This window comes from Asaia sp. As-1742 (assembly GCF_011753235.1).
Classification (GTDB): Bacteria; Pseudomonadota; Alphaproteobacteria; order Acetobacterales; family Acetobacteraceae; genus Asaia; species Asaia bogorensis_B.
In genome coordinates this window covers 50,771-75,233 of the sequence record NZ_VWWA01000007.1, presented here as the reverse complement: position 1 = coordinate 75,233, position 24,463 = coordinate 50,771, and the positions used below count along the sequence as shown (strand labels likewise).

At 60.1% G+C, this 24,463-nt stretch carries 23 protein-coding genes and 1 tRNA gene; 9 read left to right on the top strand and 15 right to left on the bottom strand.

The features are described from left to right. Window positions 1-4 precede the first annotated feature (4 nt). Together F3J08_RS11665 and murA are read left to right on the top strand one after the other, a co-directional pair. Entirely contained in the window at window positions 5-616 is a 612-nt protein-coding gene (locus F3J08_RS11665; RefSeq protein WP_240149311.1) for a Crp/Fnr family transcriptional regulator, read from the top strand. Window positions 617-732: 116 nt separating this feature from the next. After that, the gene (gene murA / locus F3J08_RS11660; protein WP_122040520.1) at window positions 733-1,995 is read left to right on the top strand and encodes a UDP-N-acetylglucosamine 1-carboxyvinyltransferase; all 1,263 of its coding nucleotides are present in this window, start codon (window positions 733-735) and stop codon (window positions 1,993-1,995) included. A gap of 117 nt (window positions 1,996-2,112) precedes the next feature. Here the strand turns inward: murA and F3J08_RS11655 are convergent, their stop codons facing one another. The 10 genes from F3J08_RS11655 to F3J08_RS11610 form a co-directional block, all read right to left on the bottom strand. Continuing rightward, window positions 2,113-3,636, bottom strand: coding sequence for a GMC family oxidoreductase (locus F3J08_RS11655; protein ID WP_166930113.1), 1,524 nt, complete (start codon window positions 3,634-3,636; stop codon window positions 2,113-2,115). Beyond that, complete coding sequence (locus F3J08_RS11650) at window positions 3,633-4,274, bottom strand: gluconate 2-dehydrogenase subunit 3 family protein (RefSeq protein WP_166930111.1); 642 nt, start codon at window positions 4,272-4,274, stop codon at window positions 3,633-3,635. The genes F3J08_RS11655 and F3J08_RS11650 overlap by 4 nt, the downstream gene beginning before the upstream one ends. 291 nt (window positions 4,275-4,565) lie before the next feature. Next, complete coding sequence (dcd, locus tag F3J08_RS11645; protein WP_023979878.1) at window positions 4,566-5,117, bottom strand: dCTP deaminase; 552 nt, start codon at window positions 5,115-5,117, stop codon at window positions 4,566-4,568. A gap of 105 nt (window positions 5,118-5,222) precedes the next feature. Then, complete coding sequence (locus F3J08_RS11640) at window positions 5,223-5,516, bottom strand: putative quinol monooxygenase (RefSeq protein WP_062165463.1); 294 nt, start codon at window positions 5,514-5,516, stop codon at window positions 5,223-5,225. A gap of 12 nt (window positions 5,517-5,528) precedes the next feature. Then, window positions 5,529-5,717, bottom strand: a complete 189-nt coding sequence (locus F3J08_RS11635) for a hypothetical protein (protein ID WP_122040517.1) — start codon at window positions 5,715-5,717, stop codon at window positions 5,529-5,531. Continuing rightward, window positions 5,714-6,895 carry a glycosyltransferase family 4 protein gene (locus F3J08_RS11630; protein ID WP_166930109.1) on the bottom strand — a complete coding sequence of 394 codons (1,182 nt, stop codon included), beginning with the start codon at window positions 6,893-6,895 and terminating at the stop codon, window positions 5,714-5,716. The genes F3J08_RS11635 and F3J08_RS11630 overlap by 4 nt, the downstream gene beginning before the upstream one ends. Before the next feature lie 235 nt (window positions 6,896-7,130). Then, on the bottom strand, window positions 7,131-9,332 hold the full coding sequence (locus F3J08_RS11625) for a pyrroloquinoline quinone-dependent dehydrogenase (RefSeq protein ID WP_122040515.1): 2,202 nt from the start codon (window positions 9,330-9,332) through the stop codon (window positions 7,131-7,133). After that, complete coding sequence (locus tag F3J08_RS11620) at window positions 9,332-9,715, bottom strand: glycerol dehydrogenase (RefSeq protein WP_166930107.1); 384 nt, start codon at window positions 9,713-9,715, stop codon at window positions 9,332-9,334. Before F3J08_RS11620 ends, F3J08_RS11625 begins: the two co-directional genes overlap by 1 nt. Before the next feature lie 301 nt (window positions 9,716-10,016). After that, complete coding sequence (locus F3J08_RS11615; RefSeq protein ID WP_370458721.1) at window positions 10,017-11,147, bottom strand: hypothetical protein; 1,131 nt, start codon at window positions 11,145-11,147, stop codon at window positions 10,017-10,019. Window positions 11,148-11,327: 180 nt separating this feature from the next. Then, window positions 11,328-12,176, bottom strand: coding sequence for an SDR family oxidoreductase (locus F3J08_RS11610; protein WP_166930105.1), 849 nt, complete (start codon window positions 12,174-12,176; stop codon window positions 11,328-11,330). 55 nt (window positions 12,177-12,231) lie between these two features. On the opposite strand from F3J08_RS11610, the gene F3J08_RS11605 reads away from it, so the two are divergent. Further along, window positions 12,232-13,140, top strand: a complete 909-nt coding sequence (locus F3J08_RS11605) for a tetratricopeptide repeat protein (RefSeq protein ID WP_166930103.1) — start codon at window positions 12,232-12,234, stop codon at window positions 13,138-13,140. Window positions 13,141-13,225: 85 nt separating this feature from the next. Here F3J08_RS11605 and rbsK read toward each other — a convergent pair whose 3' ends face one another. Continuing rightward, window positions 13,226-14,182: a ribokinase gene (rbsK, locus tag F3J08_RS11600; protein ID WP_166930197.1), complete on the bottom strand. Its 957-nt coding sequence runs from the start codon at window positions 14,180-14,182 to the stop codon at window positions 13,226-13,228. A gap of 123 nt (window positions 14,183-14,305) precedes the next feature. Between rbsK and F3J08_RS11595 the strand changes: the two genes are divergently transcribed. The 4 genes from F3J08_RS11595 (at window position 14,306) to F3J08_RS11580 (ending at window position 20,941) form a co-directional block, all read left to right on the top strand. Then, the gene (locus tag F3J08_RS11595; RefSeq protein ID WP_166930101.1) at window positions 14,306-15,217 is read left to right on the top strand and encodes a glycosyltransferase family 9 protein; all 912 of its coding nucleotides are present in this window, start codon (window positions 14,306-14,308) and stop codon (window positions 15,215-15,217) included. Window positions 15,218-15,256: 39 nt separating this feature from the next. Next, complete coding sequence (gene thrS / locus F3J08_RS11590; RefSeq protein ID WP_062165451.1) at window positions 15,257-17,191, top strand: threonine--tRNA ligase; 1,935 nt, start codon at window positions 15,257-15,259, stop codon at window positions 17,189-17,191. A gap of 196 nt (window positions 17,192-17,387) precedes the next feature. Continuing rightward, on the top strand, window positions 17,388-17,909 hold the full coding sequence (gene infC / locus F3J08_RS11585) for a translation initiation factor IF-3 (RefSeq protein WP_023979861.1): 522 nt from the start codon (window positions 17,388-17,390) through the stop codon (window positions 17,907-17,909). Between the two features lie 710 nt (window positions 17,910-18,619). Next, window positions 18,620-20,941, top strand: coding sequence for a hypothetical protein (locus tag F3J08_RS11580; protein WP_166930099.1), 2,322 nt, complete (start codon window positions 18,620-18,622; stop codon window positions 20,939-20,941). A gap of 406 nt (window positions 20,942-21,347) precedes the next feature. Here the strand turns inward: F3J08_RS11580 and F3J08_RS11575 are convergent. From F3J08_RS11575 to F3J08_RS11560, 4 genes are all read right to left on the bottom strand, one after another. After that, a tRNA-Ser gene (locus F3J08_RS11575) sits at window positions 21,348-21,438 on the bottom strand. 17 nt (window positions 21,439-21,455) lie between these two features. Continuing rightward, entirely contained in the window at window positions 21,456-22,154 is a 699-nt protein-coding gene (locus F3J08_RS11570; RefSeq protein ID WP_166930097.1) for a phosphoribosylanthranilate isomerase, read from the bottom strand. Next, on the bottom strand, window positions 22,151-22,855 hold the full coding sequence (pyrF, locus tag F3J08_RS11565; RefSeq protein WP_166930095.1) for an orotidine-5'-phosphate decarboxylase: 705 nt from the start codon (window positions 22,853-22,855) through the stop codon (window positions 22,151-22,153). The genes F3J08_RS11570 and pyrF overlap by 4 nt, the downstream gene beginning before the upstream one ends. A gap of 63 nt (window positions 22,856-22,918) precedes the next feature. After that, a complete protein-coding gene (locus F3J08_RS11560; protein ID WP_166930093.1) occupies window positions 22,919-23,263 on the bottom strand; it encodes a LapA family protein in 345 nt (114 codons plus the stop codon). A gap of 178 nt (window positions 23,264-23,441) precedes the next feature. Here F3J08_RS11560 and F3J08_RS11555 point away from each other — a divergent pair, with 178 nt between their 5' ends. Beyond that, window positions 23,442-23,732 (top strand): hypothetical protein, encoded by a 291-nt coding sequence (locus tag F3J08_RS11555; RefSeq protein ID WP_166930091.1) that lies wholly within the window; start codon window positions 23,442-23,444, stop codon window positions 23,730-23,732. Window positions 23,733-23,958: 226 nt separating this feature from the next. Continuing rightward, on the top strand, window positions 23,959-24,459 hold the full coding sequence (locus F3J08_RS11550; protein WP_122040506.1) for a protein-export chaperone SecB: 501 nt from the start codon (window positions 23,959-23,961) through the stop codon (window positions 24,457-24,459). Window positions 24,460-24,463: the final 4 nt, after the last annotated feature.

The window sequence follows — 24,463 nt, the reverse complement described above, 5'->3', positions numbered from 1 at the left end:
TAACATGGCGCGACTTGCGCAGTATTCTCATCGCCTGTCGGTCCCGCCTGGCAAGACATTCATCCAGGAGGGTGAGGCAGCAACCGATTTCTACATCGTGACCGCGGGCCATGTTAAGCTCTTTACCCTCATGCCTGATGGAAGGCGTCAGATCACGGGCTTCGGGCAATCAGGTGATTTTCTTGGGCTCGCCAGCGGTGCCACCTATGCCTTCAGTGCTGAAGCCCTCGGCCCGTTGTCACTCTGCCGCTTCTCCCGCACCGGGCTCGGCCTGTTGCGCCGTGAATTCCCGGAGCTTGAATTGCGCCTGATGGAAGAAGCCTCGCGCGAGCTGGTTCAGGCGCAGCGCCGTATGCTGCTGCTGGGCCGCAAGACGGCGCGCGAGCGTCTGGCCAGCTTCCTTCTGGAGCAGCATCATCGCTCCCCTACGAGAGAGATCGTCATTCACCTGCCAATGAGCCGTACCGGGATTGCCGATTATCTTGGTCTTACCATCGAGACAGTCAGCCGCACCCTCAATGCCCTGCAACGTGAAATGATGATCACCATCGCCCAGGTCACGCAGATCACCCTGCTCAATCTTCCCGCGCTGGAACACCTTGCCAGAGGGGGATAGGCGCCTCATTGCAGGCAGGGGGCAGGATTGCCCAATTGATGCCTTGACGAAGCCATGATGACGCGGGAGAGAGAACCCTTTCCCGCGTGAGCCTCATCCTTCAGGAGCGACAGATCATGGACCGTTTCATCATACGTGGCGGTAGACGTCTTGAAGGCGAGATCGTGATTGGCGGCGCCAAGAATGCCGGTCTCAAGCTCATGGTCGCGGGACTTCTGACGTCTGAGCGACTCATCCTCTCAAACGTACCGAAAATCGCCGATATCGAGACCATGCAGGTGTTGCTGCGCCAGCATGGCATTGCCGTCGAGCCGGTCGACGCGGAAGGGCGTACACTGTCGATTGGTGGCCCGATCACATCCGTCGAGGCACCGTACGATATCGTCTCCAAAATGCGCGCCTCCATTCTGGTGCTGGGGCCATTGCTGGCCCGCGCTCATGAGGCCCGTGTCTCGTTGCCGGGTGGTTGCGCCATAGGTACGCGCCCTGTCGATCTGCATCTCAAGGGTCTGGAAACGCTCGGTGCGACCATCCGCCTTGAAAACGGCTATATCAACGCCAGTGCACCCGGCGGTCTGGTCGGCGATCGCATCCTGCTGCCTTTCGCTTCTGTGGGTGCGACCGAAAACCTGCTGATGGCGGCGACCCTTGCCAAGGGCCGCACCGAGATCGTCAATGCGGCGCGCGAGCCGGAAATCAGCGATCTGGTCGAGTGCCTCAACCGCATGGGCGCGCGGATCAGCGGGGCCGGCACCGGCACCCTCGTCATCGATGGTGTCGAGGCGCTGACCGGGGCAGAGCACGCGATCATGGCCGATCGTATCGAATGTGGCACCTATGCCTGTGCGGCTGGCATTACCGGGGGTGATCTGCGTCTGATCGGTGGTCGCGTTCGCGATCTCGGGGCGGTCGTGCGTACGCTGGAAGAGGCGGGCGTTGAGGTGCTGGAAGAGGAAAACGCCATCCGTGTGCGTCGTACCGGGGCACTCAAGGGCGTCGACATCATGACCGAGCCCTATCCGGGTTTCCCGACCGACATGCAGGCCCAGTTCATGGCCATGCTGGCGGTTGCTGAAGGCGCGTCAATGGTGACGGAAACGATCTTCGAGAACCGTTTCATGCACGTGCCCGAGCTTAACCGCATGGGCGCTCGTATCAACGTTCACGGTTCTTCTGCGATTATCCGCGGGGTCGATCACCTCTCGGGCGCGCCCGTTATGGCGACCGACCTGCGTGCTTCGTTCTCCCTGATTCTTGCGGGTCTGGGCGCACGTGGTGAGACCTCACTCAGCCGCATCTATCATCTGGATCGCGGGTACGAGGCAGTCGATCGCAAGCTCTCTGCAGTTGGTGCCGATATTGAACGTATCCGTGAATAACTGAAGCTACGCCCCCTGTCTTTCAGGGGGGCGAACGCGCGATTGGGGGGCGCTGCCCCGTGCCCCGCCAGATGGTTCACCCTTCTGGCAGGGGTGATCTTTCCGTCAGAGCGCTTCTTAGCGCCCTTCCTTGATCGCTGCCGCAGTCCGCAGGCTCAGAGCCATGATGGCAAGAGCCGGATTGGCTGCCGTGGCGCTCGGGAAAATCGAGTGATCGCTGATCCAGAGATTGTCGATGTCATGGCTGCGACCGAACGGATCCACGACGGAATCATCCGGATCGGTCCCCATACGACATGTGCCTATCATGTGCGCAGCGCGGTCCATCGACCAGATATCCCGAGCCCCCGCGGCTTCCCAGATCGATGTCATGGTGCGCGCCATGTGCTCATGCATGGCCTGCTCGTTCGGGCCATAGCTGAAGGTGATCTTCGGCTTGGGCACACCGGCCCGCCCGGTCTCATCGGACAAGGTCACGCGGTTATCGTCGCTGGGCAGGCAGTCGCCATGCGCGCCCAGCCCGGCCATGTGGTTATAGCCGCGCAGATAACGCGTAAGGTCATCGCCCCACAGGCCGCGCCCACGGGCCACGCCTGTTGCCCAGGTAAGGGGCATCATGCCAAGCGACTGGATCAGGTATCCGCCGGCGAAATCGGCGTCCTTGGGGCGCATCATGTCTTCAGTGATGGTGAGAGACGGATAGCCCTTGTTAGGACGTATGATCTCGTCGAACGTGCCCCACACCTGTGTGGATATGTGAGCCATGTAGTTGCGCCCGACCTGACCACTGCGATTGGCGAGCCCGGTGTGAAGCAGCAATCTGGCGGTTTCCACGGCCCCTGCCGCGAGCACGAGATTGGCGCATTTCTGCACCCGGTCCTTCCCCTCCTCGCGATACACGACGCCAGTGACGCGCCCTGCCGTATCGCGTTCGATGCCGTGCACGAAGCAATTCGGCCTGATTTCGGCGCCCGCCGAAACGGCAAGAGGAAGATACGTGACATCGGTGCCTGATTTGGCGCCGTTACGGCATCCCTGATGGCAGGCGCCACAGCCAGTACAGGCTTTTCTGTCACCCCAGTCACGCGTGATCAGCGCCGTAGGGCCATCGGCATTGCGTATGCCCAGAGCATCGCATCCACGCGCCATGGCCTGTGCGGCCCCATTGCGCTGCGGCGGTGGGTAGGCATAACGCCGACCCGGCTCCCAGGGATAATTCTCTGGCCCTGAAACGCCGATCTCGCGTTCGACCCGCTCGATATAGGGCAGCATGGTCCCGAAATCGAACGGCCAGTCGACGCCCTTGCCGGTTTCGCTGTGCAGTTTCATGTCGCGCGGATCGATGCGCGGCATGAAAGCGCCGAAATGCAGCATGGAGCCGCCTACGCCCGTGCCACTGTTGTTGCCGCCGAAGGCCATCGGGTTGGCACCACCCGAGAGGCGCTCCTCAAGCCAGTAGATCTCGGAAGCCGTTGCTTCGTCCGGCGTATGTTGCTTGGGGTCGAAGCGCGGTCCGGCTTCGAGTGCCACCACCTTCATGCCTGCGCGTGCCAGTTCGGCCAGCAGAGGAGCACCACCGGCCCCCGTGCCAACGACGACCACATCGACAATGTCGTTATCTGCAAAACGGCGTGACTTCATGATCCTGCGCCTTTCTGAGCTGGCTCCCACGCTTCTTCCACACCTTCTCCCATTTCAGAGAAACCCTGGAAAAAACCGTCGCCGCCGTTGAAGATCGCGTCGATGCCAAGCTGAGCCTGGACCGCCGGGTGCGAAATGAAGATCTGCACGCAATCGGCGCGCAGATCTGCAAACCAGGCGCGCATCTGTGTGGCATCCAGTTGCGCTGTTTCGAGCGCGCCCTCGGCCATGACGTGAATGATCTGATCCTGCTCGGCTGCACTGAGTGCTGCAAAGGCCTTGCCCTTGCTGGAGCGTGCATGGACGTCCAGCCCGCTCAGGGCCTGTTCATAGGCCTCCTGATCGGGCGGCAAGGTCGCAAAGCGCCAGCCATCGCCCGGTGTTCCAAGGCGTGCGTCGATCCGGGCCGCCAGATTGATGCTGGCATCACTCAGGACGGATTGCTGGGGAAGTACGCGGGCCGTTAGTGCAACGAGCGTCTCATACGCACCGGCCGACAAATGACGCGGTACGTAATTGGCATCGCTGGTCTGGGCCCGCTCCTCCATGATCTGACGCGTACGGCCCGAGATGCGATCGGAATCCAGCAGAGCCAGATAATCTGGGTCGATAGCGGGGGGGAGAGATGTCTGGCTCATGGTGCGTTCCCAAAACCGTGATGACGCCTCTAACATGCCCGCAGTGTCGAAAGTTGCCAAGCAATGGCTGTGCCAAGTTATTGAGAACGCTTCGCAAAAAGGTTTTTATAGCTCTAGCCCGAGTCGCAGTTGAGCGGAGTGAAGGGTGATCGGCAGGCGTATCGAGGGGGCGATGTCTGGCGCCCCGCAGGAGGGACGTGTGCTCTCTTGATGCCTTGGCCGGACAGGACACGCAGGAACGGTCCGGTGCGGGCAAGGCCTGAGGCAGGGCCCCTTATGAGGGGCAGGGTATCAGAGACGTGGGGTCGTGACGCCAAGCTGCTTCATGTACTTGCCAGCGCGATCAGCATAGCTCGTTTCGCAGGGCGAGGCGCCCTGGAAGAATAGGAACTGGCAGATACCCTCATTGGCATAGATACGTGCGGGCAGCTTGGTCGTGTTGCTGATCTCGATAGTAACCTGACCTTCCCATTCGGGTTCGAGCGGGGTCACGTTCACGATGATGCCGCAGCGGGCATAGGTGGATTTGCCGAGGCAGACGACGAGCACATCGCGCGGGATGCGGAAATATTCGACCGTGTGGGCGAGGGCGAAGCTGTTAGGCGGGATGGTGATATCGCCCGTGCGCGTGACGAAGCTGTTTGCCGCGAACTTCTTGGGGTCCACCACAGCGTTGTCGACATCGGTGAAGATCTTGAAATCCTCGCCAACGCGGGCGTCGTATCCATAGGAGGAGAGGCCGTAAGAAATGACGCCCTCGCGCTTCTGGGCTTCGACGAAGGGCTCGATCATGCCCTTTTCCTGGGCCATCTGGCGGATCCAGCTATCTGGCATGATGGGCATCGTGAATCTCTCGATCTGTGGGAAATGAACGGGTTTGCAGGTCTAGCCGCGCAGCGGTGGTCCTGCAAACCGGGGAGGACGGGCGAGGAACCCGGACGCCCGAAATCAGGCGATATGGGTCAGGAATACGACCTGCGACGCACCACCCTCGACAAGGGTCTTGATGGCGTTGTTGAACACCTTGCCATGTTCCATGCCCATATGGGCCTTGAAGGCATCGTCGTCACGATAGGTTTCTTCGACATGGAAGAAATCGGGGTCGGATTCGAGGGTGTAGACCACGAAGCGTTCATTGCCGGGTTCGCCGCGTACGTCATCGGCCAGGGCCGTGAGCAGACGGGCGACTTCCTCGCGCTTGCCGGGCAGGGCGCGCATGGTGGCGTAGAGAGCCTTGGACATGAATGGTTCCTTTCAGGAAGAAGAAGTCTCGGTAGAGGGTGCCGGCATGTCCTGGTCCTCAGGCGCCTTGACAGCGCGGTTGCGCACCTGTGCCTTGCGGCGCAGCAGGTTGGCGCGCAGGGCTGCGGCCTCACGCGCCAGACGCTTGTCGAGATCAGCCTGCGCCTTTTCGGTCAGGGTCGGGCGGGATGGTGTGGTCATGGGTAGTATTCCCGAAAATTGTCCGACAGGCAGCTACCGAGCAGTTCATCATAGACGGCGAGCGTGGCCGATTGCATCTGCCGCGTCGTGTAGTTTTCCGCAATGTGATGACGTGCCGTTTCCGATAGCAGAGAGCGGGCGCCCTCGGACAGGGTGAGGATCTGAAACAGCGCATCGGCCAGCGCCTGGGCATCGTCGGGCGGGATGAGCAGCCCGGTCTGATAAGGCAGGACAGTTTCCATGGCACCACCCTGCGCTGTCACGACCACGGGCCGTCCCATTGCCTGTGCCTCGATAACCACGCGGCCAAAAGGCTCGGGGCGAAGAGAGGGAACGGTCACGACATCGGCCAGCGCATAGGCTGCGGGCATGTCCTGACAGAGCCCGGCGAAACGCAGGCGCTCGCGCAGACCGAGCTGCGCGGCGGTTGCCTCGATCTCCCGGACATAACTGTCTTTCGGATCGGCAGGGCCGACAAGCATGGCAAGCCAGGGACCGGGTAGCAGATGTTGCAGTCGTGCCATCGCCCGCAGGAGAAACAACTGTCCCTTCCAGCGTGTGAGACGGCCCGGCAACATGATGACGGGCGTACCGGGAGGGACCTGCCATCTTTCGGCAAGGGCCTGGATACGGGCGCCGTTGACGAGGTCGGGATCAAAGCGGGCCATGTCGGCCCCGCGTGGGATCAGGCGAAGCCGGTCCTCGCCTACCTGATAATCATCGCGCAGGCGGGTGGCGATATAGGTGCTGATGGCAATGACGCGCGCCCCGCGCGCCAGCACCGCATTATAGCGTTTCTTGCCCGGAAAACTGGCCTTGTGCACACCATGCCACGTCGTGACGAAGGGCGTGTTGGTGCGGCGTGTGGCGCGCCACGCCGCCCAGGCGGGCGCTCTGGAACGCGCATGAACCAGGTCGATCCCCTCATCACGGATCAACTGTGACAGGGTGCGGGCATTACGCAAAATGGCGAGAGGGGATTTCTGACCAAGCGGCAGCTCGATATGGCGGGCGCCGATCGAGAGAAGGCGTGGCACGAGGGCTCCGCGCGCACTCGCCACAACGGCACGACCACCAGCGGCGATGATGGCCTCTGCCATTTCCACAGTCCCCTGCTCGATCCCCCCCGTGCCGAGGGCCGGGAGAACCTGAAGGATATGGGGACGAAGGCGTGACATGGGTTGCCGGTAGCATGAAGCGTGCGTCGCAGGGAGGGGAAAGACACGGCACCAACCAAAAAACCCATATGTTGCGGGAGATGCGCCCTTGATCAGGTGATTCAGACGCCGCGGGTCGACATGCGCGACCTCAAACGCGGGTAAAAGAAAAGGCCGGAGGAATACCTCCGGCCTTTCTCTCAGTCTGTCAGGAATCAGGCGATGGCGCGCCTGAGCCCTGTCTGAAAAGCAGAACTCAGTGCTTCGCCTCGGCCTCATCCGGCAGGGCATAGACAACGAGCTGGTCAGTGACAGGTGTCATCATGAAGTGATGACCACCGGCCATGATGGCGACATACTGCTTGCCGTTGACTTCATAGGTCATCGGGTTGGCCTGGCCGCCGCCGGGGAGCACGTCGGACCACACATCCTTGCCGGTCTTGATGTCGATGGCGCGGATCTGGTTGTCGGTTGCCGCTGCCACAAAGACGAGACCGCCCTTGGTGATGACCGAGCCACCGTTATTCGGCGTGCCGATATTCAGAGGCAGGCCGGTCGGCATGTTCCACGGACCATTGGCGCGAGCCGTGCCGAGGGGGCGCGACCACAGGACCTTCTTGGTCTTGATGTCGATGGCCTCGATCATGCCGTAAGGCGGCTTGTTGCACATCATGCCCGTGTAGTGGTTCCAGAACGGGGTCACGACAATGCCGTAAGGCGTGTCGGCCTGGGCGCCATTACCTTCGGCACCACCGCCAGCAGGATTGTAGGTGGGGTTGTCGATCGGCTTCAAGCCCAGCGCATCAGCCTTCTTGCGGGTGATGAGCTGATCGTACATCGGGGTGGAGTTCCAGTTGGCAATGACGATGCCCGATTGCGGATCATAGGCCATGCTGCCCCAGTCGCTGCCACCGTTATAGCCGGGATATTCGATATTCGGCTTGTCGAGTGCAGGCGGGGTGAACTCACCGACATAACGTGCCTTGCGGAACATGATGCGGCAATAAAGCTGGTCGATGGGCGACATGCCCCACATGTCGCTTTCCTTCAGGTCAGGGAAAGCAAGGCGCGGGAAGGCGGTCGACCAGGGCTGCGTCGGGCTGCGCGGATCATCCGACATCGTGCTGGCGGGCGCAGGCTTTTCAACCACCGGGAATTCCGGCAGCGGCTTGCCTGTCGCACGGTCGAGCACGAAGGTCTGGCCACGCTTGGTGGGTACCAGCAGGGCGGGCGTGACCGAGCCATCGGCATGATGATAGTCGAACTTGGTCGCCTGTGAGCCGATGTCGTAGTCCCAGACATCCTTGTGCGCCGTCTGGAAGACCCAGCGCGGTTCGCCTGTCTTGACGTCGAGTGCGACGATGGAGGACGAGACAGCGTTCTCCTTGTCGGTACGCATGGCGCTGTAATAATCGGCGGCCGAGTTGCCGGTCGGGACATAGACCAGGCCAAGTTCGTTATCGCCCGTCATGGCAGCCCATGAATTGGGCGTGCCGCGGCTGTAGAACTTGCCGGGCTCGGGCTGGTGATGGTTGTCGGGGTTGTTGACGTCCCAGGCCCAGACAAACTTGCCGCTTTCAGCGTCGTAGCCACGGATCACGCCCGAAGGGGCCCAGCGGCGCTGACCATCGAGAACCTCGTGGTTCACGACAGCGATCCCGTTGATGACCGGGGGCGGGGTGGTCATGGACACAAAACCGGGCACTGATTCACCCATGCCCTGCATTAGGTTGACCTGACCGCCAAAGCCGAAGCCCTCGCACAGCTTGCCCGTCTCGGCATCGACCTGAATCAGGCGCATGTCGAGCGTGGCTTCCATGATGCGGTTGTGGCAGGGCTGGCCTTCAGGGATGGTCGAGGAGGTGTAGTAGGTCACGCCCTTGCACGCAGCGGTGTAGGGAATGGACTGGTACTTCACCCCGGCATCATGGCGCCAGATTTCCTTGCCGGTGGCGGCATCGATACGCATCATGTCGTTCATGGCTGAACACATGTAGAGCGAGTTGCCAACCTTGATGGGGGTGGTTTCGGCCGCCCATTTATTGGCTTGTCCTGGACCGGGCTTGCTGCCGGTGTGATAGACGAAGGCGCGCTTGAGCTTGCCGACATTTTCCGGCGTCAGCTGATCCAGCGGCGAAAAGCGCGACTGGTTGGAGTCACGGCCATAAGCGGGCCAGTCCTCACGGGCGGGGGTGCTGTCGATCTGCGGTACGGCAGCCGGAACATCGGCAATGCCGATCTCGGAAATATCGGGCAGATTGGCGGCGTTTACGCCAGGAGCCTGCGGCGCGGAGGGAGCGGGACCACCAAAGCGGCCAGGACCCTGCTTGTGGGCTTCTTCAGGCGCCGTGTGATCTTCACCGGGTGTCGAGTTCGACGGCGGGATCTGTGCGAAAGCCACGGTTGCGGAAATGAGGCCACCAAGGATGGTGGCGGTCATAAGGGCTGGTTTACGCATCAGACGGCTCCGCGGGAAACTGGACGAACCGTATCCTGACGACGCAGGACAGGCAGGCTGAGCACGACGAGAATGGCAATCAGCGTCGGGCCGAACAGGCGCGGCAGCCAGCCCCACCAGTCAAAGCCACATTCGGCAATGGTCCAGACCAGCGTACCAGCCCAGGCGAGAAGGAACAGATAGCCACCCAGAAGGCGGCCCATGGCCATGAAAAGGCCTGAGGCCAGCAGCACGATGCCGCAGATCAGATAATAGGCTGAGCCGCCGAGGCTGAGCAGATAGCCGCCACCGCCGACAAAGATCAGTCCGAACAGGACAATGAGTATGGAAAGCGCCAATGTCCCCCAGTCGCTAATGCGTCTGGGTCTGGTACGAGACGTCATGAAACCTCCTTGAGACGAACTGCGGAGACTATCCTGAAGGCAAACAGAACAGGGCAACACATATCGGTGAAAATTATGATACGCCGGTTGTGCAATACGGTTTTAGGATGGCGTCATGTCGTGCGCTTTCCTGCGCCTACTGTGCTCTTTCGGTCCCCGAACGCCCGGGCAAGGCAAAGGGAGGAGACCGCAAGCCGAAACGTGAGCGATCTGCCCGCCCGTGGCTTTGCCAATGTCAGTGTGGCGCGCTGGCAACGCCGGGGCCGGGATCTGTCTGGCATCAGACCAGACAAGCAGGGTTTTATCCGGCCGGGATCGTGATGACGGCACCGGGCGAATGACTGGTGGCGGCGAGGGCTGCGAGAATCTGCATCATGGTGAAGCTCAGCTTGCTGCGGAAATCGTCATCGCTGATCCAGTACCAGCGGCCCCGGTAACGCACCTCGTCATAGTTATGCTCAGGCGCGGATTTGCCGGAATGGATCACTACATCGGGTCGTGTCTCGATACCGACCGGGCTGATGGTGGGCAGCGTGCGCGTGGCTTTCACATCCTCCTCGGGCACCTCCATCTCATAGGCGATCTGCGACAGCATGGCGAACATGGAGCGTGTGAGGATAGCGATCTGTCCTGGCACCTTGGGATAGGGGCCGTAAACGATTTCGGCCTCTTCAGCGTGGGGGTCGAGATGCAGCAGGCGGCGTACTTCGGCCTGAATGGTGGTCAGGGCCGGGTCCGAGGTGGCCGTCAGGACCAGATAGGCGTGTTCAGGCTGTGTCCCCGCTGGTTTGTTGGCGGAGCCCGAGGGGGGCTGGTCGCCTGAGGGTTTGGGGGCATCGGTCGAGATGCGTATGGTCATGGCACCCTGGATCTGCAGCTGGCGCAGATCATGCAGCAGCAGGTAGAACCGCACGGAACCACCGCCCGTCGGGCCTGCGCCAAGGGCGCGAACATTGGACAATCCATCGATCGACTGGGCCGTCAGGCGCAAAAGCGTGTCTATGGGCAGGCCGCCAAGGCTGAGCGGCATAATGACCACCGGCGAGATGGGCCGGATAACATTTTCCGCATATTGCTGCCCGGTTTCGGGCTGGTAGGTAAAGGTCGGGCTTTCCTGCAGCGTGGCGGTGCCACTGCCGAACAGATAGCTTCCCACGCCGGAGGGGAAGGCGTTGAACCCTCCATTGACCGAGCGGTTGAGCTGATAGCCTGCAATGACCTGTGTGGTGTCGAGAAAGGTCGGCGGGTCGGCATAGCGTATGCGTATGATGTTAAGAAGCATCGCATGCTTCTCGGCCTCGCCCAAGGCGCGCGAGTAATCAAGCTGGTCATGCGACAGACGTGTAGGCCCAATGGTGATGCAGCCCGTCAGCAGGCAAGGCAGCATGATGGCGCAAAGCGCAGGCAGAAGCGGGCGGAGAAAACGGAGCATGATCATGGGCGCTTCCGGCTTAGCGTATCCGTGAACAGGGTTGCCAGTCCGGAATGTTTTTCTCGCTGAAAACATGTGTTTCAAAGCGGCAGTCTCATCGACGCTTCAAGCCTCTCATCTCTGGAGGGAGTGTGTATCACGGGGCCTGCAGGGCGTATCACCTGCAGAGCTTTTTGCCACTCAGGGTGTTTCAGAGGCGTAAATGGCAGCCAGTCCCTCGCGATAGCTGGGGTAGAGCCAGGACCGCCCAAGATGACGCTGTGTCAGTCTGCTCTGAACCACGCGCCTTTCTGACCAGAAGCTGCGGGCCATCGGGCTCAGTTCTGCCCATGCGGCCTCAAGGCTTACTCTGGGGGGGAGGGGATGATGGCTGAGTCGTGCGGCTTCCTCGAATACATCGGCCTGAGGGCTGGGACAGTCATCGACGAAATTCAGGATGCGGGATGAGGCAGGAGAGGCGGTGGCTATCGCTGCAAGTGTGGCACCAGCGATATCATCGCGGTGGATACGGCTGAACAGGTGACCGGGTGCATCGACCAGCCTGGCCTTGCCTGAGCGAAGCGTGTCGAAAGCCGAGCGCCCGGGGCCATATATGCCGCCAAGCCGCATGATATCGCAGGCAATCTGGCGGTCGCGTGCAAGCGCCTGCCAGTCGTGCTCGGCCTGCACGCGGGCACGGCTGCGCGACTGACCGGGAGCGACAGGCGTGGTTTCATCAACGCTGCCACCCTGACGGTCACCATAAACGCCGGTGGTCGAGTAATAGCCGATCCAGCGCAGATGGGGTGCCTCGCGCAGCACGTCCCCATAGCGAAGAAGCGCTGGGTCGCTCGCCTCGGAGGGTGGCGCGCTGATCAGCACATGAGTGGCCTGATGCAAAGCCTCTCCGGCGGCATCGAAAGCGAGCAGAGTCGAGTCCGGCTCGGGCGCGCGTTTCGTACCGGTCACCTGCCAGCCTTTGGCTTCGGCGGGCGCGACAACGGCACTGGCAGAATAGCCCTGACCCAGAATAACGAGGTGAGGTGGCATGAAAGCTCCCATTCGCGCTTGACCGCTGGCGCGATGCCGCGCCAATTCACAAGGTATGAAACATGCTTTTGGTGCCTTGGCGATAGGGAGTAGCCTTTGGGCAGGGGGCGCGCTGGCCTATTCCCCGCCGCAAACCCTTGCGCATTGCCTGGCACCGTTACCCGATACCCCCGATCTGGTGCAGGAAACGGCGCAGGACTGGCTGCATCATGGCGGGGGGCGCAGCGCCCATGAGTGTCTGGCGCAGGCTGATCTGGCACTTGGCGCCTATAGGGATGCTGCGACGGAGTTCGAGGGTCTGGCAGCGCCGGAGGCCCCCACCGCCATTCAGGGTGGAAGAGGCCAGCAAGGGCATGGCGCGTCGGGGCCGGAAGGGCCTGCATTGCCTTCCCATGCCGCTACCGCGCAGGACGGGCATGATGGAAACGCTGGTGAGCGTGCCGTTTTTGCCGAGCAGGCGGCCGCAGCCTGGTTGCTGGCAGGGGACGGAAAAGCAGCGGAACGTGCGGCGCGGCAGGCATTGTCGCATGACTCCGCGTCGCTTGGGCGCAGGGTGCTTCTGGCCCGCAGCCTGTCGATGCAGGGGCATTTTGCAGAAACGATCGCCGCTCTCGGCGCCCTGCCGGGTGACGATCCGGCTGTATCACCCGCGGCACCGGCGTTGGTAAAACCTGACGCTGTGCCAGACCCCTATCTGGTCGGTGCTTTCGTGGTCCGCGCTACCGCTTATCGCTATCTTGGGCAGAGCGCCAAAGCGATGGCAGATGCCAATAGGGCGCTGGCCCTGTCGCCCGATGATGTCGAGGCCCTGCTGGAGCGCGGGATCCTGAATGTGCGCCTGCGGCAATACGGGCAGGCGCGTCAGGACTGGGACCGCGTGATTACCCTCGCCCCGGACGGCCACGAAGCCTATCTGGCAAGACAGGACGAGGCCGTTCTCGACGCCGACCCCGATCAGGACTGACCTGGCGTCAGCCCGGGTTCAAGGCCCATAAACCAGGAGACGGACCGCGTGGTCCGTCGCCCCGGATCTTCGACCTGTCTTTTGGTCAGGTAGCCGGTCTGTTCTCAACCATCGCTGTAACATCGTGCCAGTGGGGCGCTGATTCGGCAGCGCCAAGCCGCGTGGTCGCGAGCGCACCGCAGGCTGCAGCAAAATGCACCGCTTCGTCGAACGGCTTGCCCAGCGTCAGGGCCGCGGCGAGACCGGCGTTGAAGCAATCGCCCGCTGCAACGGTGTCGATAGCCTTGACCGGATAAGGGGGGACAAAGCCCTCCCGATCACCGCTGAGATAATACACCCCTCTTGCCCCCATCTTGACCAGTGCATGGGTGGCACCGAGGGACTGCAATTTGCGCGCAGCCCGCGCTGCGTCTTCCTGCGTTTCAGGGTAGATGCCAGTCAGAAGGCGCGTTTCGGTTTCGTTGGGGGTGACGATATCGAGGGCGCGCCACAGGGCCTCAGGCAGGCCATCGACCGGGGCGGGGGCCGGGTCGACAATCACGAGCGTTCCTGCGTTTTTGGCGGTCTCGGCGATTTCGATCGTGAGGGCGAGAGGAATTTCGAGCTGTAGAAGCAGCACCGATGCCTGTTCGATCAGGGATCGATGGGCGGCGACATCACTGCTGTCGAGCGCCATATTGGCACCGCCTGCGACGGTAATGATGTTCTCGGCCTTTTCATCAACCGTGATCAGCGCAACGCCTGTCGGGTGAGCGGGGTCCTCTCGCAGGGCTTTGAGATCGACGCCAAAAGGGGTGAGAAGCTTGCGCGCCATGGCACCGAAATTATCGGTGCCGGTGCGGCCCGCCATGAAAACGTTCAGCCCACAGCCCTGTCCGAGACGTGCTGCGGCAGCGGCCTGATTGGCCCCCTTGCCACCAAGCCCAATGGCATAGCTTGCGGCATGGACCGTTTCGCCCGGATGGGGGATGCGCTCGGCGCGGGCGGTGATGTCGATATTGACGCTGCCGAAGGAAAGGATGTGGGAAGGATTGTCGGACATGGGGGGTTCCTGCACCGGATTCTGGTCCTGCTTGCGGGGCGACACGGGTCCGGACATGGCCTGACGCCGGGAGAGCAGACAGATGGCGTATCATCGCAACGCGCCCTCGGCTAGGATGGCCGGATGTTTCGTATACTCGTGATCAAGCTCGGCGCGCTGGGTGATTTCGTGCAGGCCTTCGCCCCTTTTGCCGCCATCAGGGCGCATTGGCCCGAGGCAGAGATCACCCTGCTGACCACCACGCCGTTTGCACCGCTGGCCAAGGCCAGCCCGTGGTTCGATCACGTGACCGTCGATGCGCGACCGCGCTGGTCGGACCTGCGTGGCGTGATGGCCCTGCGTCGCACCCTGCGCGGACATGATCTGGTGATTGATCTGCAGACATCAGGGCGAAGCACCCGGTATCAGCGTCTGGCCGGGCAGAAACGCTGGTGCGGGATTGCGCCGGATGGGACATTCTTTCACGACAACCCCTATCGTGATGCCATGCACAGCGTGGCGCGACAGCGTGATCAGCTGGCGCGGCTGGGTGTGCCTGAATTGTCCGGCACGGATCTGGAGTGGCTGGGGCGTGGTGGGCCCGATCTGCCTGCCCCCTATGCGGTCATCGTACCGGGGGCGGCCCCTCATCGACCCGCCAAACGCTGGCCGGCCAGCCATTATGCGGCTCTGGCGCATGAGCTGCTCGCATCGTGCCTGCATGTCGTCATGATCGGCGCGGCCAGCGAATCCGGTCTGGCCAAAACGATCAAGGCTCAGGTGCCCGCCATGCTCGACCTGACAGGACAGACGGATCTGCTGTCGCTGGGGGGGATCTTTGCGCGCGCCGCTCTGGCGGTTGGCAATGATACAGGCCCGATGCATCTGGCGGCTGCGATGGGTTGCCGGTCTCTCGTTCTGTTTTCCGGTGAAAGTAACCCGCGTCTGACGGCGCCGGTCGGGCGCGCGCCAGGTCAGGTGCGTATTCTGGCCGTCGATGATCTGCGCAGGCTTGACGTTTCCAGGGTTGCGGCCTGCCTTAACTGGGGCCATTAGAACAGCTCAACTTATCTCTTACGCCAGGAGCGCATCTCCATGCCTGCCATTACCCTGCCCGATGGTTCCGTTCGCACGTTCGACGGTGCCACGACTGGCACGGCAGTTGCGGCTTCGATCGGTCCCGGTCTGGCGCGTGCTGCCGTTGCGATGAGCCTGAATGGCAAGCTGGTCGATCTCTCGACGGCCATTGCCGAGGATTCAGAGCTGCGCTTCATCACGCGCAAGGACGATATCGTTCTGGAGATGATCCGCCATGATACCGCCCATGTGCTGGCCGAAGCCGTGCAGGCGCTCTGGCCCGGCACGCAGGTAACGATTGGCCCCTCCATCAAGGACGGGTTCTATTACGATTTCTTCCGCAATCAGCCTTTCACGCCCGAGGATTTCGAGGCGATCGAGGCGAAGATGCGTGAGATTATCGCGGCCAATGCGCCGTTCGAGCGTGAAGAATGGGATCGTGACGCGGCCATTGCCTTCTTCGAGGAGAAGGGTGAGCGCTTCAAGGCGGAACTGATCCGCGATCTGCCCGAGAGCGAGACCATCTCGATCTATCGTCAGGGGGCCTGGCTCGATCTGTGCCGTGGGCCGCATATGCGCGGCACCGGCGATATCGGCACGGCGTTCAAGCTCATGAAGGTGGCAGGCGCGTATTGGCGCGGCGACCATCGTAACCCCATGCTGACGCGTATCTATGGCACGGCCTGGCGCGATCAGAAGGAACTCGACGCCTATCTGCACCAGCTGGAAGAGGCAGAAAAGCGCGACCATCGCCGTATCGGCCGCGAGATGGATCTGTTCCATATCCAGGAAGAGGCGGTAGGCCAGATTTTCTGGCACGCCAAGGGCTGGCGTCTGTACACCGTGCTTCAGGACTATATGCGCCGTATCCAGACGCGCTATGGCTATGAGGAAGTGCGTACGCCCCAGCTGGTGGACCGTGCCCTGTGGGAAGCCTCGGGCCATTGGGACAAATATCGCGAGCACATGTTCATCGCGACGGTTGAGGACGAGGAAAAGACCCTCGCCCTCAAGCCCATGAACTGCCCCTGCCATGTGCAGATCTTCCGCCATGGGCTGCGCTCCTATCGCGAGCTGCCGCTGCGTATGGCGGAGTTCGGCGCGTGTCATCGTTACGAGCCCTCGGGGGCGCTGCATGGCATCATGCGTGTCCGTGGCTTCACGCAGGACGATGCACATATCTTCTGCACCGAGGAACAGATTGCAGCCGAGACGGCGACGTTCGTTGCCATGCTCGATGAGGTCTATCGCGATCTGGGCTTCGAGAATTTCCGCGTGAAGTTCTCCGACCGTCCCGACGCGCGTGCGGGTGACGATGCGACCTGGGACAAGTCGGAAAAGGCGCTCAAGGAAGCCTGTGCATTGGCGGGTGTGACATTCGAGACCAACCCGGGCGAAGGCGCCTTCTATGGCCCGAAGCTCGAATTCGTGCTGACGGATGCGATCGGTCGCGACTGGCAGTGCGGCACATTGCAGGTCGATTTCATCCTGCCCGAGCGTCTGGATGCTTCCTATATCGGTGAGGACAGCGCGCGCCATCGCCCGGTGATGCTGCATCGTGCCATTCTCGGTAGCTTCGAGCGCTTCATCGGCATCCTGATCGAGCAGTTTGCGGGCAAGTTCCCGCTCTGGCTGGCCCCGACGCAGGTTGTGGTGGCAAGCATCGTGACGGATGCCGAGCCTTACGCGCAGGAAGTGGCTGCAAAGCTGCGCCGCGCCGGGCTTCAGGTTGAGGTGGACGGGCGCAACGAGAAGATCAACGCGAAGATCCGTGAGCATTCGCTTGCCCGTGTTCCTGTCATCCTCGTCGTGGGACGCCGCGAGGCGGAAGAAGGCAAGGTGGCCATGCGTCGTCTGGGTGGCGCAGCACAGGAAATTCTGGGCCTTGAGGAAGTGGTCACACTCCTGGGCGAGGAAGCCAAGGCACCCGATATGCAACGTCTGCAGGGCTGAAACGCAGCAGACAGGCGCGAAAACCTTGCAATCCCGGTGCTTCGTGACTATGTCGGGGCACCGGCCTTCCCGCAAACAAGCCGTTAATTTCGTCACGCTAAGGTGATGAAATTTTTGGCCGGGTTGCGCGTATTGAAGTGCCGACACGCACAAGATCTGAAAACGTCGACAGGAGACGACCATAGCTAGACCACCGATGCAGGCCGCACCCACCCGTGAAGGGCCCCGAGTTAACGAGGAAATCCGTGTTCCTCAGGTGCGCTTGATTGACGCCGACGGCGAAATGGCTGGCGTCATGACAACGCGCGATGCTCTTGCACGCGCCTATTCGGTCGGACTCGACCTTCTGGAAATCAGCCCGACGGCTGAACCGCCGGTCGTCAAGATTCTCGACTACGGCAAGTTCAAATACGAACAGCAGAAGAAGAAGAACGAAGCGCGCAAAAAGCAGAAGGTCATCGAGATCAAGGAAGTCAAGGTGCGCCCCAGCACCAATGAAAATGACTACCAGGTGAAGCTGCGCGCCATGAATTCCTTCCTGGCTGAAGGCGACAAGGTCAAGGTTTCGCTGCGCTTCAAGGGTCGCGAAATGGCCCATCAGGAGCTCGGCATCAAGATGCTCGAGCGTATCCGCACCGAAATGGAAGACAAGGCCAAGGTTGAGCAGATGCCCAAGCTTGAGAATCGTCAGATGATCATGGTGCTCGCACCACGCTAAGTTGGACTCATATTGAGACCACGCTTGCAGAACCCCGGCTTAGCCGGGGTTTTTTTTGCCGAAGCCGTGGGATGTCTCGCGTTCCAAAGAGCGTGGACGGCTCGCACGCGGGTGGGGTTTTCAGCCGAGCTCGCCTTGGCTGGGCGCCCAGCTCTATCGTGTTTCAGGCTTAGGTCATCGTAGGGAAGAGGCGTTGCATGACGCGATGGCAACGCCACTGGCTTCGCAGAGCGCTCATCCAACGGGAACGAACCCAGTAAAGATTCGGAAGAGGGAAGCATCGTTTTCCTCCGCTCTTGCACGTGGATAACCCATATCGTGGGTGTGTTGATACTTGATAACGGTTTCAGCCATGAACCTTAACGAAATTTGACAGCTGTAACAGGCTGATGACCCGGAATATCGTTCGCTTCATATTTTCTAGATTGGAGCGTCGGATCTATGTGGATAATTATAGATATGTTGGAAATAATTCCAAATAATATCGAAGTTTCGTTCTCATTCCGCGATGTATATTAAGATCACAACGCGGTGAGAAATTTGTCTGCGTATTAAGAGAATTTAAATATGCAAGGTGCAGACTAGACATCTGACAGGGCGTAGAGTTTATTTAACGAATTAAAAGGGTCGAATTAACGATGGGCACTACCAATACTAATACAACAACGAATATATACAGCGACCCTAGTTTGAGTGGCCCGAACTTGCCGATGAATACGCAGCAGGTCGTTAATGGGCAGATCGTCTATAACAGTTCGATGTCTCAACTGAGTGGTGGTCAGTCACCAGACTGGGCAATCATCCAGTGGAACCAGGCTACAGCCTTCGATCCACTCAGTGGGGATGACACCCGCGTGTGGGACGGGAATTTCGGCTACTCCGTCGGACACTGGAGCCAGGGATCTGCGACGTCGGCAGCGGGCAAAACGAGTTACAATGTCTTTCAGGACCCGGATAACGGGCATTATATCTATCAGATGGCGGCGCAGGGCGGCCATCTGCTCGATGTCCAGCTTGCTGCGGTCAAATCTGTCGATGGGCAGTACTCATTTAATCATCAGATTACGGCCTCTGTAATACAGGGCATAAGTAATTACTCTGGCACGACTGGTGTCTATCAGGCGGGGATTAATTTCACGATCAATTATCATGGTCCGTCCATGAGCTTTGGTCTTTTCCTGCAATTTGAGACTGTCGATTACAAGGGTACGCCTGAAACCTATGTGTCGATTACGAAATCGCTTGGCGGTTCCATTTTCAATTTTACCGGCACCCAGGCCGACTACATCAATCCCAAAGTCGCCTCGAACAATGGCGTCATGTATCAGACGACTGTTGACGTAAACCAGGGTTTGATGGCGGCAATCAAGGCGATTGTTGGCGTTTATCCCAATCTTGCGAGTGATCTGGAGAACCTGAGCAACTGGTATCTGAGTGGTTGCTATATTGGCGTCGAGTCAATCGGGACGGGCCAGACGACCGACGTGACCGGCAACTATAACGTCGAAGATCCTATCATTACTTACGATACCAGCAAGAACGTTACCTATGCCGACCGTTCGACCTCGACAAAGGTCGTATCGATGGTGCCAGAAAACAATACTGCAACGCAGACAACCAGCGAGGTCTTCATGCCCAATCTCATCGTCAAAGGTGTCAATAACACCGTTTATGTGCCCTACACCTCAGGCGACACAGCAGGCATGATGGCGAAGACCTATGCCTCGAGCATCCAGACCATGCTTACGGCAGGTTCACTCGATAACAACATTCTCTCCCCCGGTTCGAATGGTTATGTTTCCTCGCAGAAGGCTTCTCAGGCTATCGTGGATCGTGCAGGGACTTATGGCGTTTCCGGCAATTACTCCAACATTGTTGTTGGATCGACGGATGACAGCACGCTGACCGGTAGCACCACGCTCGATACGACGCAAAATACGGCCAGTTATATCAATATTGTATCCAGCAATCAGTATGGCTCGACCGTAAAGGTTGGGAATAATGCGGGCAGCTTTGCCGCGACCCAGGGCAATAATGTATTCAATGCGTCTGGATCGGCAGGTAAGTGGAACATTGCTACCGGTGCGGGGAATGACACGATCTACGGTGCGCAAGGCACGAATACCATTACGGGGGGGACGGGGAACAACCTGATCTATCTCGGTGGGTCGAATAACTTCGTCAACTCGGTGGGTCAGGATACGATCTACGGCGCAGCGGGCGCCATTGATACGGTATCGCTTCAGGGGGGAAATTCGACGGCGCAACTCAAGACCAATGCTGCCGTCATGGATTTTTCGAGCAATAACCGCATCACGGTGGCTGATAACAGCACGGTCTATGGTGGCACTTCTTCCGTGATCAATGTCAGTTCGGGTTCTGCAACGGTAACCGGAACTCAGGGTGATACGATCTCCGCGACCTCCAATTTGCAGGTCGTGCATGGGAGTGATCAGACAATCAGTGTCGGGGGTGCGCTGAATTTCATTTCCGGAACGGGCAAGACCGCAATTTCCGCTGGCAGCGGAACAATTTTTGGAGCCGATGGACTGGCAGCAACCCTGAGTTCAGCCTCGCGCCTGTTGTTTACGGCGAACCAGCCCTATACTACCGGCGCACAGAATATCGATGGACGTAATGTTGCGGGCGGTCTCTCGGCATGGACAGGTGCCGGGCAGCAAACGGTGATCGGAGGCACAGCATCCGATCAGTTCTATTTCGGTACTGCTTTTACAGGCACATCGGATAACGCGGCTTCTGCTACGGTCACCGGGGGATCAGGGGCGGGCAACCTGTTCGGCATGCTGAACAACCACACAGCAGGCAATTTCACCATCACCGACTTCCGTGCGGCCGATAACAAGTTCTTCCTCTACAATTACAAGCCATCTTCCTCAAACGCTGCGGCGCAGACCATCCTCAATACCGCTACAGTCTCAGGCGGCAACACGTCTGTCATGATCGATGGCAGTGCCAAGATAACGTTCATTGGGGTAACCGATCTCAAGACCAGCGACTTCGCGATCAGCTGAAGGCTCGTTTTCCCGCATAGTGGCCTAGAGAGGGTGGGTCATCCATAGTGATGGCCGCACCAGGGGGTATTCTCTCCCTTGTGCGGCATCGTGCGGGCGATGTTTCAAATCGGCAATTCTTGAACATAACGGCTGCGCGAGCTTTCCTGCAGTCAGAAATTCCTGCCGCATTCGGTAGTCCGATGTATTTGTCTTTTCCTGTACCGGAGAATTCAGGCGCGCCGCATGGTGGCACTTCAGTAAAGTAAATGCGTTTTTTCCATTCGCCCTGCCGCAAGAAGTGCTGCCGGGCAGGAAGCCGCAACGATACGTTCTATGCACTCCCGAAAGGGTGCCATAGGACGATGTGCCTCGTATTTCTCGGAAAGCTCACTGAGCTTGTATGCCTATGCAGCTATGCTGGCAGTGGCGGAGAGAGTGGGATTCGAACCCACGGTACGCTATTAACGTACACACGCTTTCCAAGCGTGCGCCTTAAGCCGCTCGGCCATCTCTCCAGCGCGGGCGGAACATATCAGTTTTTGAGGGGCGCGCAAGGGCTGCGATGTGTAGCCTGAGCGTTTTTGATGAAGTTTCGTATCAGCGTCGTTGATTTCTTGCCGGGCGCAGTTTCGACACCGGACGAGACATCTACGAAAGCTGCACCACTGTCCGTTATGGCTTGACCGATATTGTCCGGCGTAAGCCCGCCAGCCAGCATCCACGGCAAAGGTGCATCCCAATCCTTCAGAACGCTCCAGTCCAGCCGCAACCCATTCCCGCCGGGGTTCGCTGCAGACGAAGGCGCGCGAGGCTCGATGACAAGCCCATCGAGATCAGTGCAGGCAGGGAGGTCTTTGCGCGTACTGACAGGGCAGGAAAGCCAGACCGGTCGCCCAAACTTTTGACGTATGGCGCGTGCGCGTTCTGGTGTGTCATAGATCTGGAGGATATCGAGAGGGCAGGCCGCCAGTGTGTCTGCAATGACTTCGTCATGAGCCTTCACGAAAAGCCCGACGACCTGCGGCCCAGTATCCGCCTGCTGCGCGATGAGGGATGCAGCCTTTGCTGGCGTGACATAGCGAGGTGAACGATCGAAGAATACAAGGCCGATCCAGTCGGCGCGCGCCTCGCAGGCTGCCTGGAGAGACTGCGGCTCCGTGATGCCGCAAATCTTGACGCCGACTGCGTTTCTGGCCGCCGGGAGCCCTTGCCGCGGCGGGAGAAGCCTCATGCTGAGGCCAGTTCGGCCTGAATGGCGGCCGCCGCTGTGGCCGGATCGGGAGCCTGGGTGATAGGGCGACCCACCACAATCCAGTCTGCCCCCGCCTGCGCGGCCTGGCGGGGTGTCATGATGCGTTTCTGGTCATTGGCATCTGTCCCTGCGGGGCGGATGCCGGGCACAACCAGAACGGGCGCGTCACCCAGCGCATCACGCAAGGGGGCAATTTCTTCAGCGGAACAGACGAGACCATCTGCCCCTGCTGTCATGGCCAGGCGCCCGAGACGTATCACCTGCTCACGGGGTGTTGCGGGCACCCCGATCTCGCGCAGAGCGGGTTCATCGATGCTGGTCAGAACGGTTACGGCAAGCAGTACGGGCCGATGGAGCGGAGGGTAGCTCGCATCGATTGCCTGCCGGGCCGCAGCAATCATGGCAGCGCCGCCACTGGCGTGAATTGTAAGCAGCGACGCCCCGATCGGTGCAAGGCTGCTCAGGCCCTTCGCGACTGTATTGGGGATGTCATGCAATTTGAGATCGAGGAAAAGCGGGTTGCGGCCTGCGACCTCACGCAGGGCGGAAAAACCTTGGGCGTAGGTGAATTCCATACCAAGCTTGATCGCATCGACATGACCATCGAGCACGCTCGCCCAGTCACGCGCCTGGTCGAGGCTCTGGGTGTCGAGGGCGGCGATCAGGCGGGTGCGTTTCATGAAACTGTCTCGATCAGGGGCTTGGAACGGGGAAGGCCGCCCGGATGGGGCGGGCTGGTCAAATCAGGGGGCAGGCGCAACGGTGCTGGTCTGGGTCTCGTAGGGCGCACGGCTCGGGTCGGTTGCGATTGTCAGGCGGTCGATACGCTGATGAAGGTCGAGCACCTGCGTTTCGAGGGCACGCACCTGCTGTTCGGCCTTGCGGGCTCGTGAACGCTGCTTGATCTCGCCAATGAAAATCACGAAACCGCCGATGAGGAAGCTGGCAGCGCCCACGCCCAGAACCAGCATCCCGACCGAGAACTGCCAGCCATAGGATACAATCCACAGAGGCTGTGCGTCGGGGTTGCTCAAAGCAAAAGTGATGAGAATGACAAGAAAAACGACGATAACGAGCAGGCGAACCATCACAAAGACCCCTTATTTCCGGGTTATCGGCGCAAGAATTTCGTGCCGCGCATTCATCGTATCGCCTTAGCCCGGGTTCCTGTCAGCGGCAAGGTTTGTTGCTTTTTCTTGACCCGGAGCCAGACGGCGTGGTGGCGTGGCAGGCCGCTCATGGTTCTGAGGAAGGCTTTACCCCATCATGTCCCAGCTTATCATGTTCCGCCCGCCTCTACCGAATACGGACCGGCTGTGGGCCGTCATGGCCTGGCAGGGACGGCGCAGCCGTATTGCCAATGTGCATGCCACGCGCGAGGCAGCTCAGGCCGATTGTGAATGGCGCAGCAGGCAGGTTCATGAATACCGGCATTTTCTTGCTTCGGAACACAAGGCTCCTTTGCGCTATGACGTCAGGCAGATCGGGCGTGCTGAATTGCCCCGTAGCTGGTCCCCACTGCCAGCGCTGGGATTTCTGCGTGGACAGTCTTTCTGAAGGCTGCCGATCGCGTCTGAAGCAGGGCTGGGCAGGGTCGGCCGATGCAAGGGCTGAGGAGCAGATTTGCAGCGTTGGATGCACGGTCTGTTTTAAAGCATGACCAGAGCACTGGTTTGACATGCTTCATCTGGCCTTAATCGCCAAGTCATGACAGAAGCACTGACGCACTATGCTTGTCATTGGCAAGCATAGACATTGAAAGACATCAGAGGAACGGGACGCCATGTCAAAAAGCGAAAGCAGGGAACCGTCCGGACGTGCAGATCAGGCCGCCCTGGAAACATTGCTCGTCTCCGGAACGCAGTATCTCAAATCTTCCACGATTGCCTCGATTGGCGCCCCTGAGGTCTTTTTCCACCTTCCGGCCAGACCCCATATCGGCTTGCGTGTCGATGTGAATGCCAGGCAACTGACCGAGGATCAGCCAAATTTCGAGGTGACACTGGCTCTTCTCGGTATGGGGTATCGTACGCCTCCAACGCCTGATGTGCCTGAGCCTGAAACACTCTATAAGATCGAACTGGCCTATTCGGGATTGTTCACCGTTCAGAATGCCCGCCCCGAACTGCTTGAGGCGTTGCTTCTGGTTGAGGCGCCGCGTCGATTGTTTCCCTCCGCGCGACACATTCTGCTGAGCCTTATTCGCGAGTCCGGGTTTCCCGTCGCCAATATTCAGCCTGTGGATTTTCACGCGCTCATGCTGAGCCGTCGGGCCCAGTCCTGAACTG

Excerpts from the sequence above, each read along its gene's own strand:
- F3J08_RS11595 (WP_166930101.1), top strand. The coding sequence starts at position 14,306 with ATGTTTCGTATACTCGTGATCAAGCTCGGCGCGCTGGGTGATTTCGTG.
- F3J08_RS11630 (WP_166930109.1), bottom strand. The coding sequence starts at position 6,895 with ATGTCACGCCTTCGTCCCCATATCCTTCAGGTTCTCCCGGCCCTCGGC.
- F3J08_RS11655 (WP_166930113.1), bottom strand. The coding sequence starts at position 3,636 with ATGAAGTCACGCCGTTTTGCAGATAACGACATTGTCGATGTGGTCGTC.
- pyrF (WP_166930095.1), bottom strand. The coding sequence starts at position 22,855 with ATGAAACGCACCCGCCTGATCGCCGCCCTCGACACCCAGAGCCTCGAC.
- F3J08_RS11570 (WP_166930097.1), bottom strand. The coding sequence starts at position 22,154 with ATGAGGCTTCTCCCGCCGCGGCAAGGGCTCCCGGCGGCCAGAAACGCA.
- F3J08_RS11650 (WP_166930111.1), bottom strand. The coding sequence starts at position 4,274 with ATGAGCCAGACATCTCTCCCCCCCGCTATCGACCCAGATTATCTGGCT.
- F3J08_RS11610 (WP_166930105.1), bottom strand. The coding sequence starts at position 12,176 with ATGCCACCTCACCTCGTTATTCTGGGTCAGGGCTATTCTGCCAGTGCC.
- F3J08_RS11580 (WP_166930099.1), top strand. The coding sequence starts at position 18,620 with ATGAATACGCAGCAGGTCGTTAATGGGCAGATCGTCTATAACAGTTCG.
- murA (WP_122040520.1), top strand. The coding sequence starts at position 733 with ATGGACCGTTTCATCATACGTGGCGGTAGACGTCTTGAAGGCGAGATC.
- thrS (WP_062165451.1), top strand. The coding sequence starts at position 15,257 with ATGCCTGCCATTACCCTGCCCGATGGTTCCGTTCGCACGTTCGACGGT.
- F3J08_RS11555 (WP_166930091.1), top strand. The coding sequence starts at position 23,442 with ATGTCCCAGCTTATCATGTTCCGCCCGCCTCTACCGAATACGGACCGG.
- F3J08_RS11615 (WP_370458721.1), bottom strand. The coding sequence starts at position 11,147 with ATGCTCCGTTTTCTCCGCCCGCTTCTGCCTGCGCTTTGCGCCATCATG.
- F3J08_RS11625 (WP_122040515.1), bottom strand. The coding sequence starts at position 9,332 with ATGCGTAAACCAGCCCTTATGACCGCCACCATCCTTGGTGGCCTCATT.
- infC (WP_023979861.1), top strand. The coding sequence starts at position 17,388 with ATGCAGGCCGCACCCACCCGTGAAGGGCCCCGAGTTAACGAGGAAATC.
- rbsK (WP_166930197.1), bottom strand. The coding sequence starts at position 14,182 with ATGTCCGACAATCCTTCCCACATCCTTTCCTTCGGCAGCGTCAATATC.
- F3J08_RS11560 (WP_166930093.1), bottom strand. The coding sequence starts at position 23,263 with ATGGTTCGCCTGCTCGTTATCGTCGTTTTTCTTGTCATTCTCATCACT.
- F3J08_RS11605 (WP_166930103.1), top strand. The coding sequence starts at position 12,232 with ATGAAACATGCTTTTGGTGCCTTGGCGATAGGGAGTAGCCTTTGGGCA.
- F3J08_RS11550 (WP_122040506.1), top strand. The coding sequence starts at position 23,959 with ATGTCAAAAAGCGAAAGCAGGGAACCGTCCGGACGTGCAGATCAGGCC.
- F3J08_RS11640 (WP_062165463.1), bottom strand. The coding sequence starts at position 5,516 with ATGTCCAAGGCTCTCTACGCCACCATGCGCGCCCTGCCCGGCAAGCGC.
- F3J08_RS11620 (WP_166930107.1), bottom strand. The coding sequence starts at position 9,715 with ATGACGTCTCGTACCAGACCCAGACGCATTAGCGACTGGGGGACATTG.
- F3J08_RS11635 (WP_122040517.1), bottom strand. The coding sequence starts at position 5,717 with ATGACCACACCATCCCGCCCGACCCTGACCGAAAAGGCGCAGGCTGAT.
- F3J08_RS11665 (WP_240149311.1), top strand. The coding sequence starts at position 5 with ATGGCGCGACTTGCGCAGTATTCTCATCGCCTGTCGGTCCCGCCTGGC.
- dcd (WP_023979878.1), bottom strand. The coding sequence starts at position 5,117 with ATGCCCATCATGCCAGATAGCTGGATCCGCCAGATGGCCCAGGAAAAG.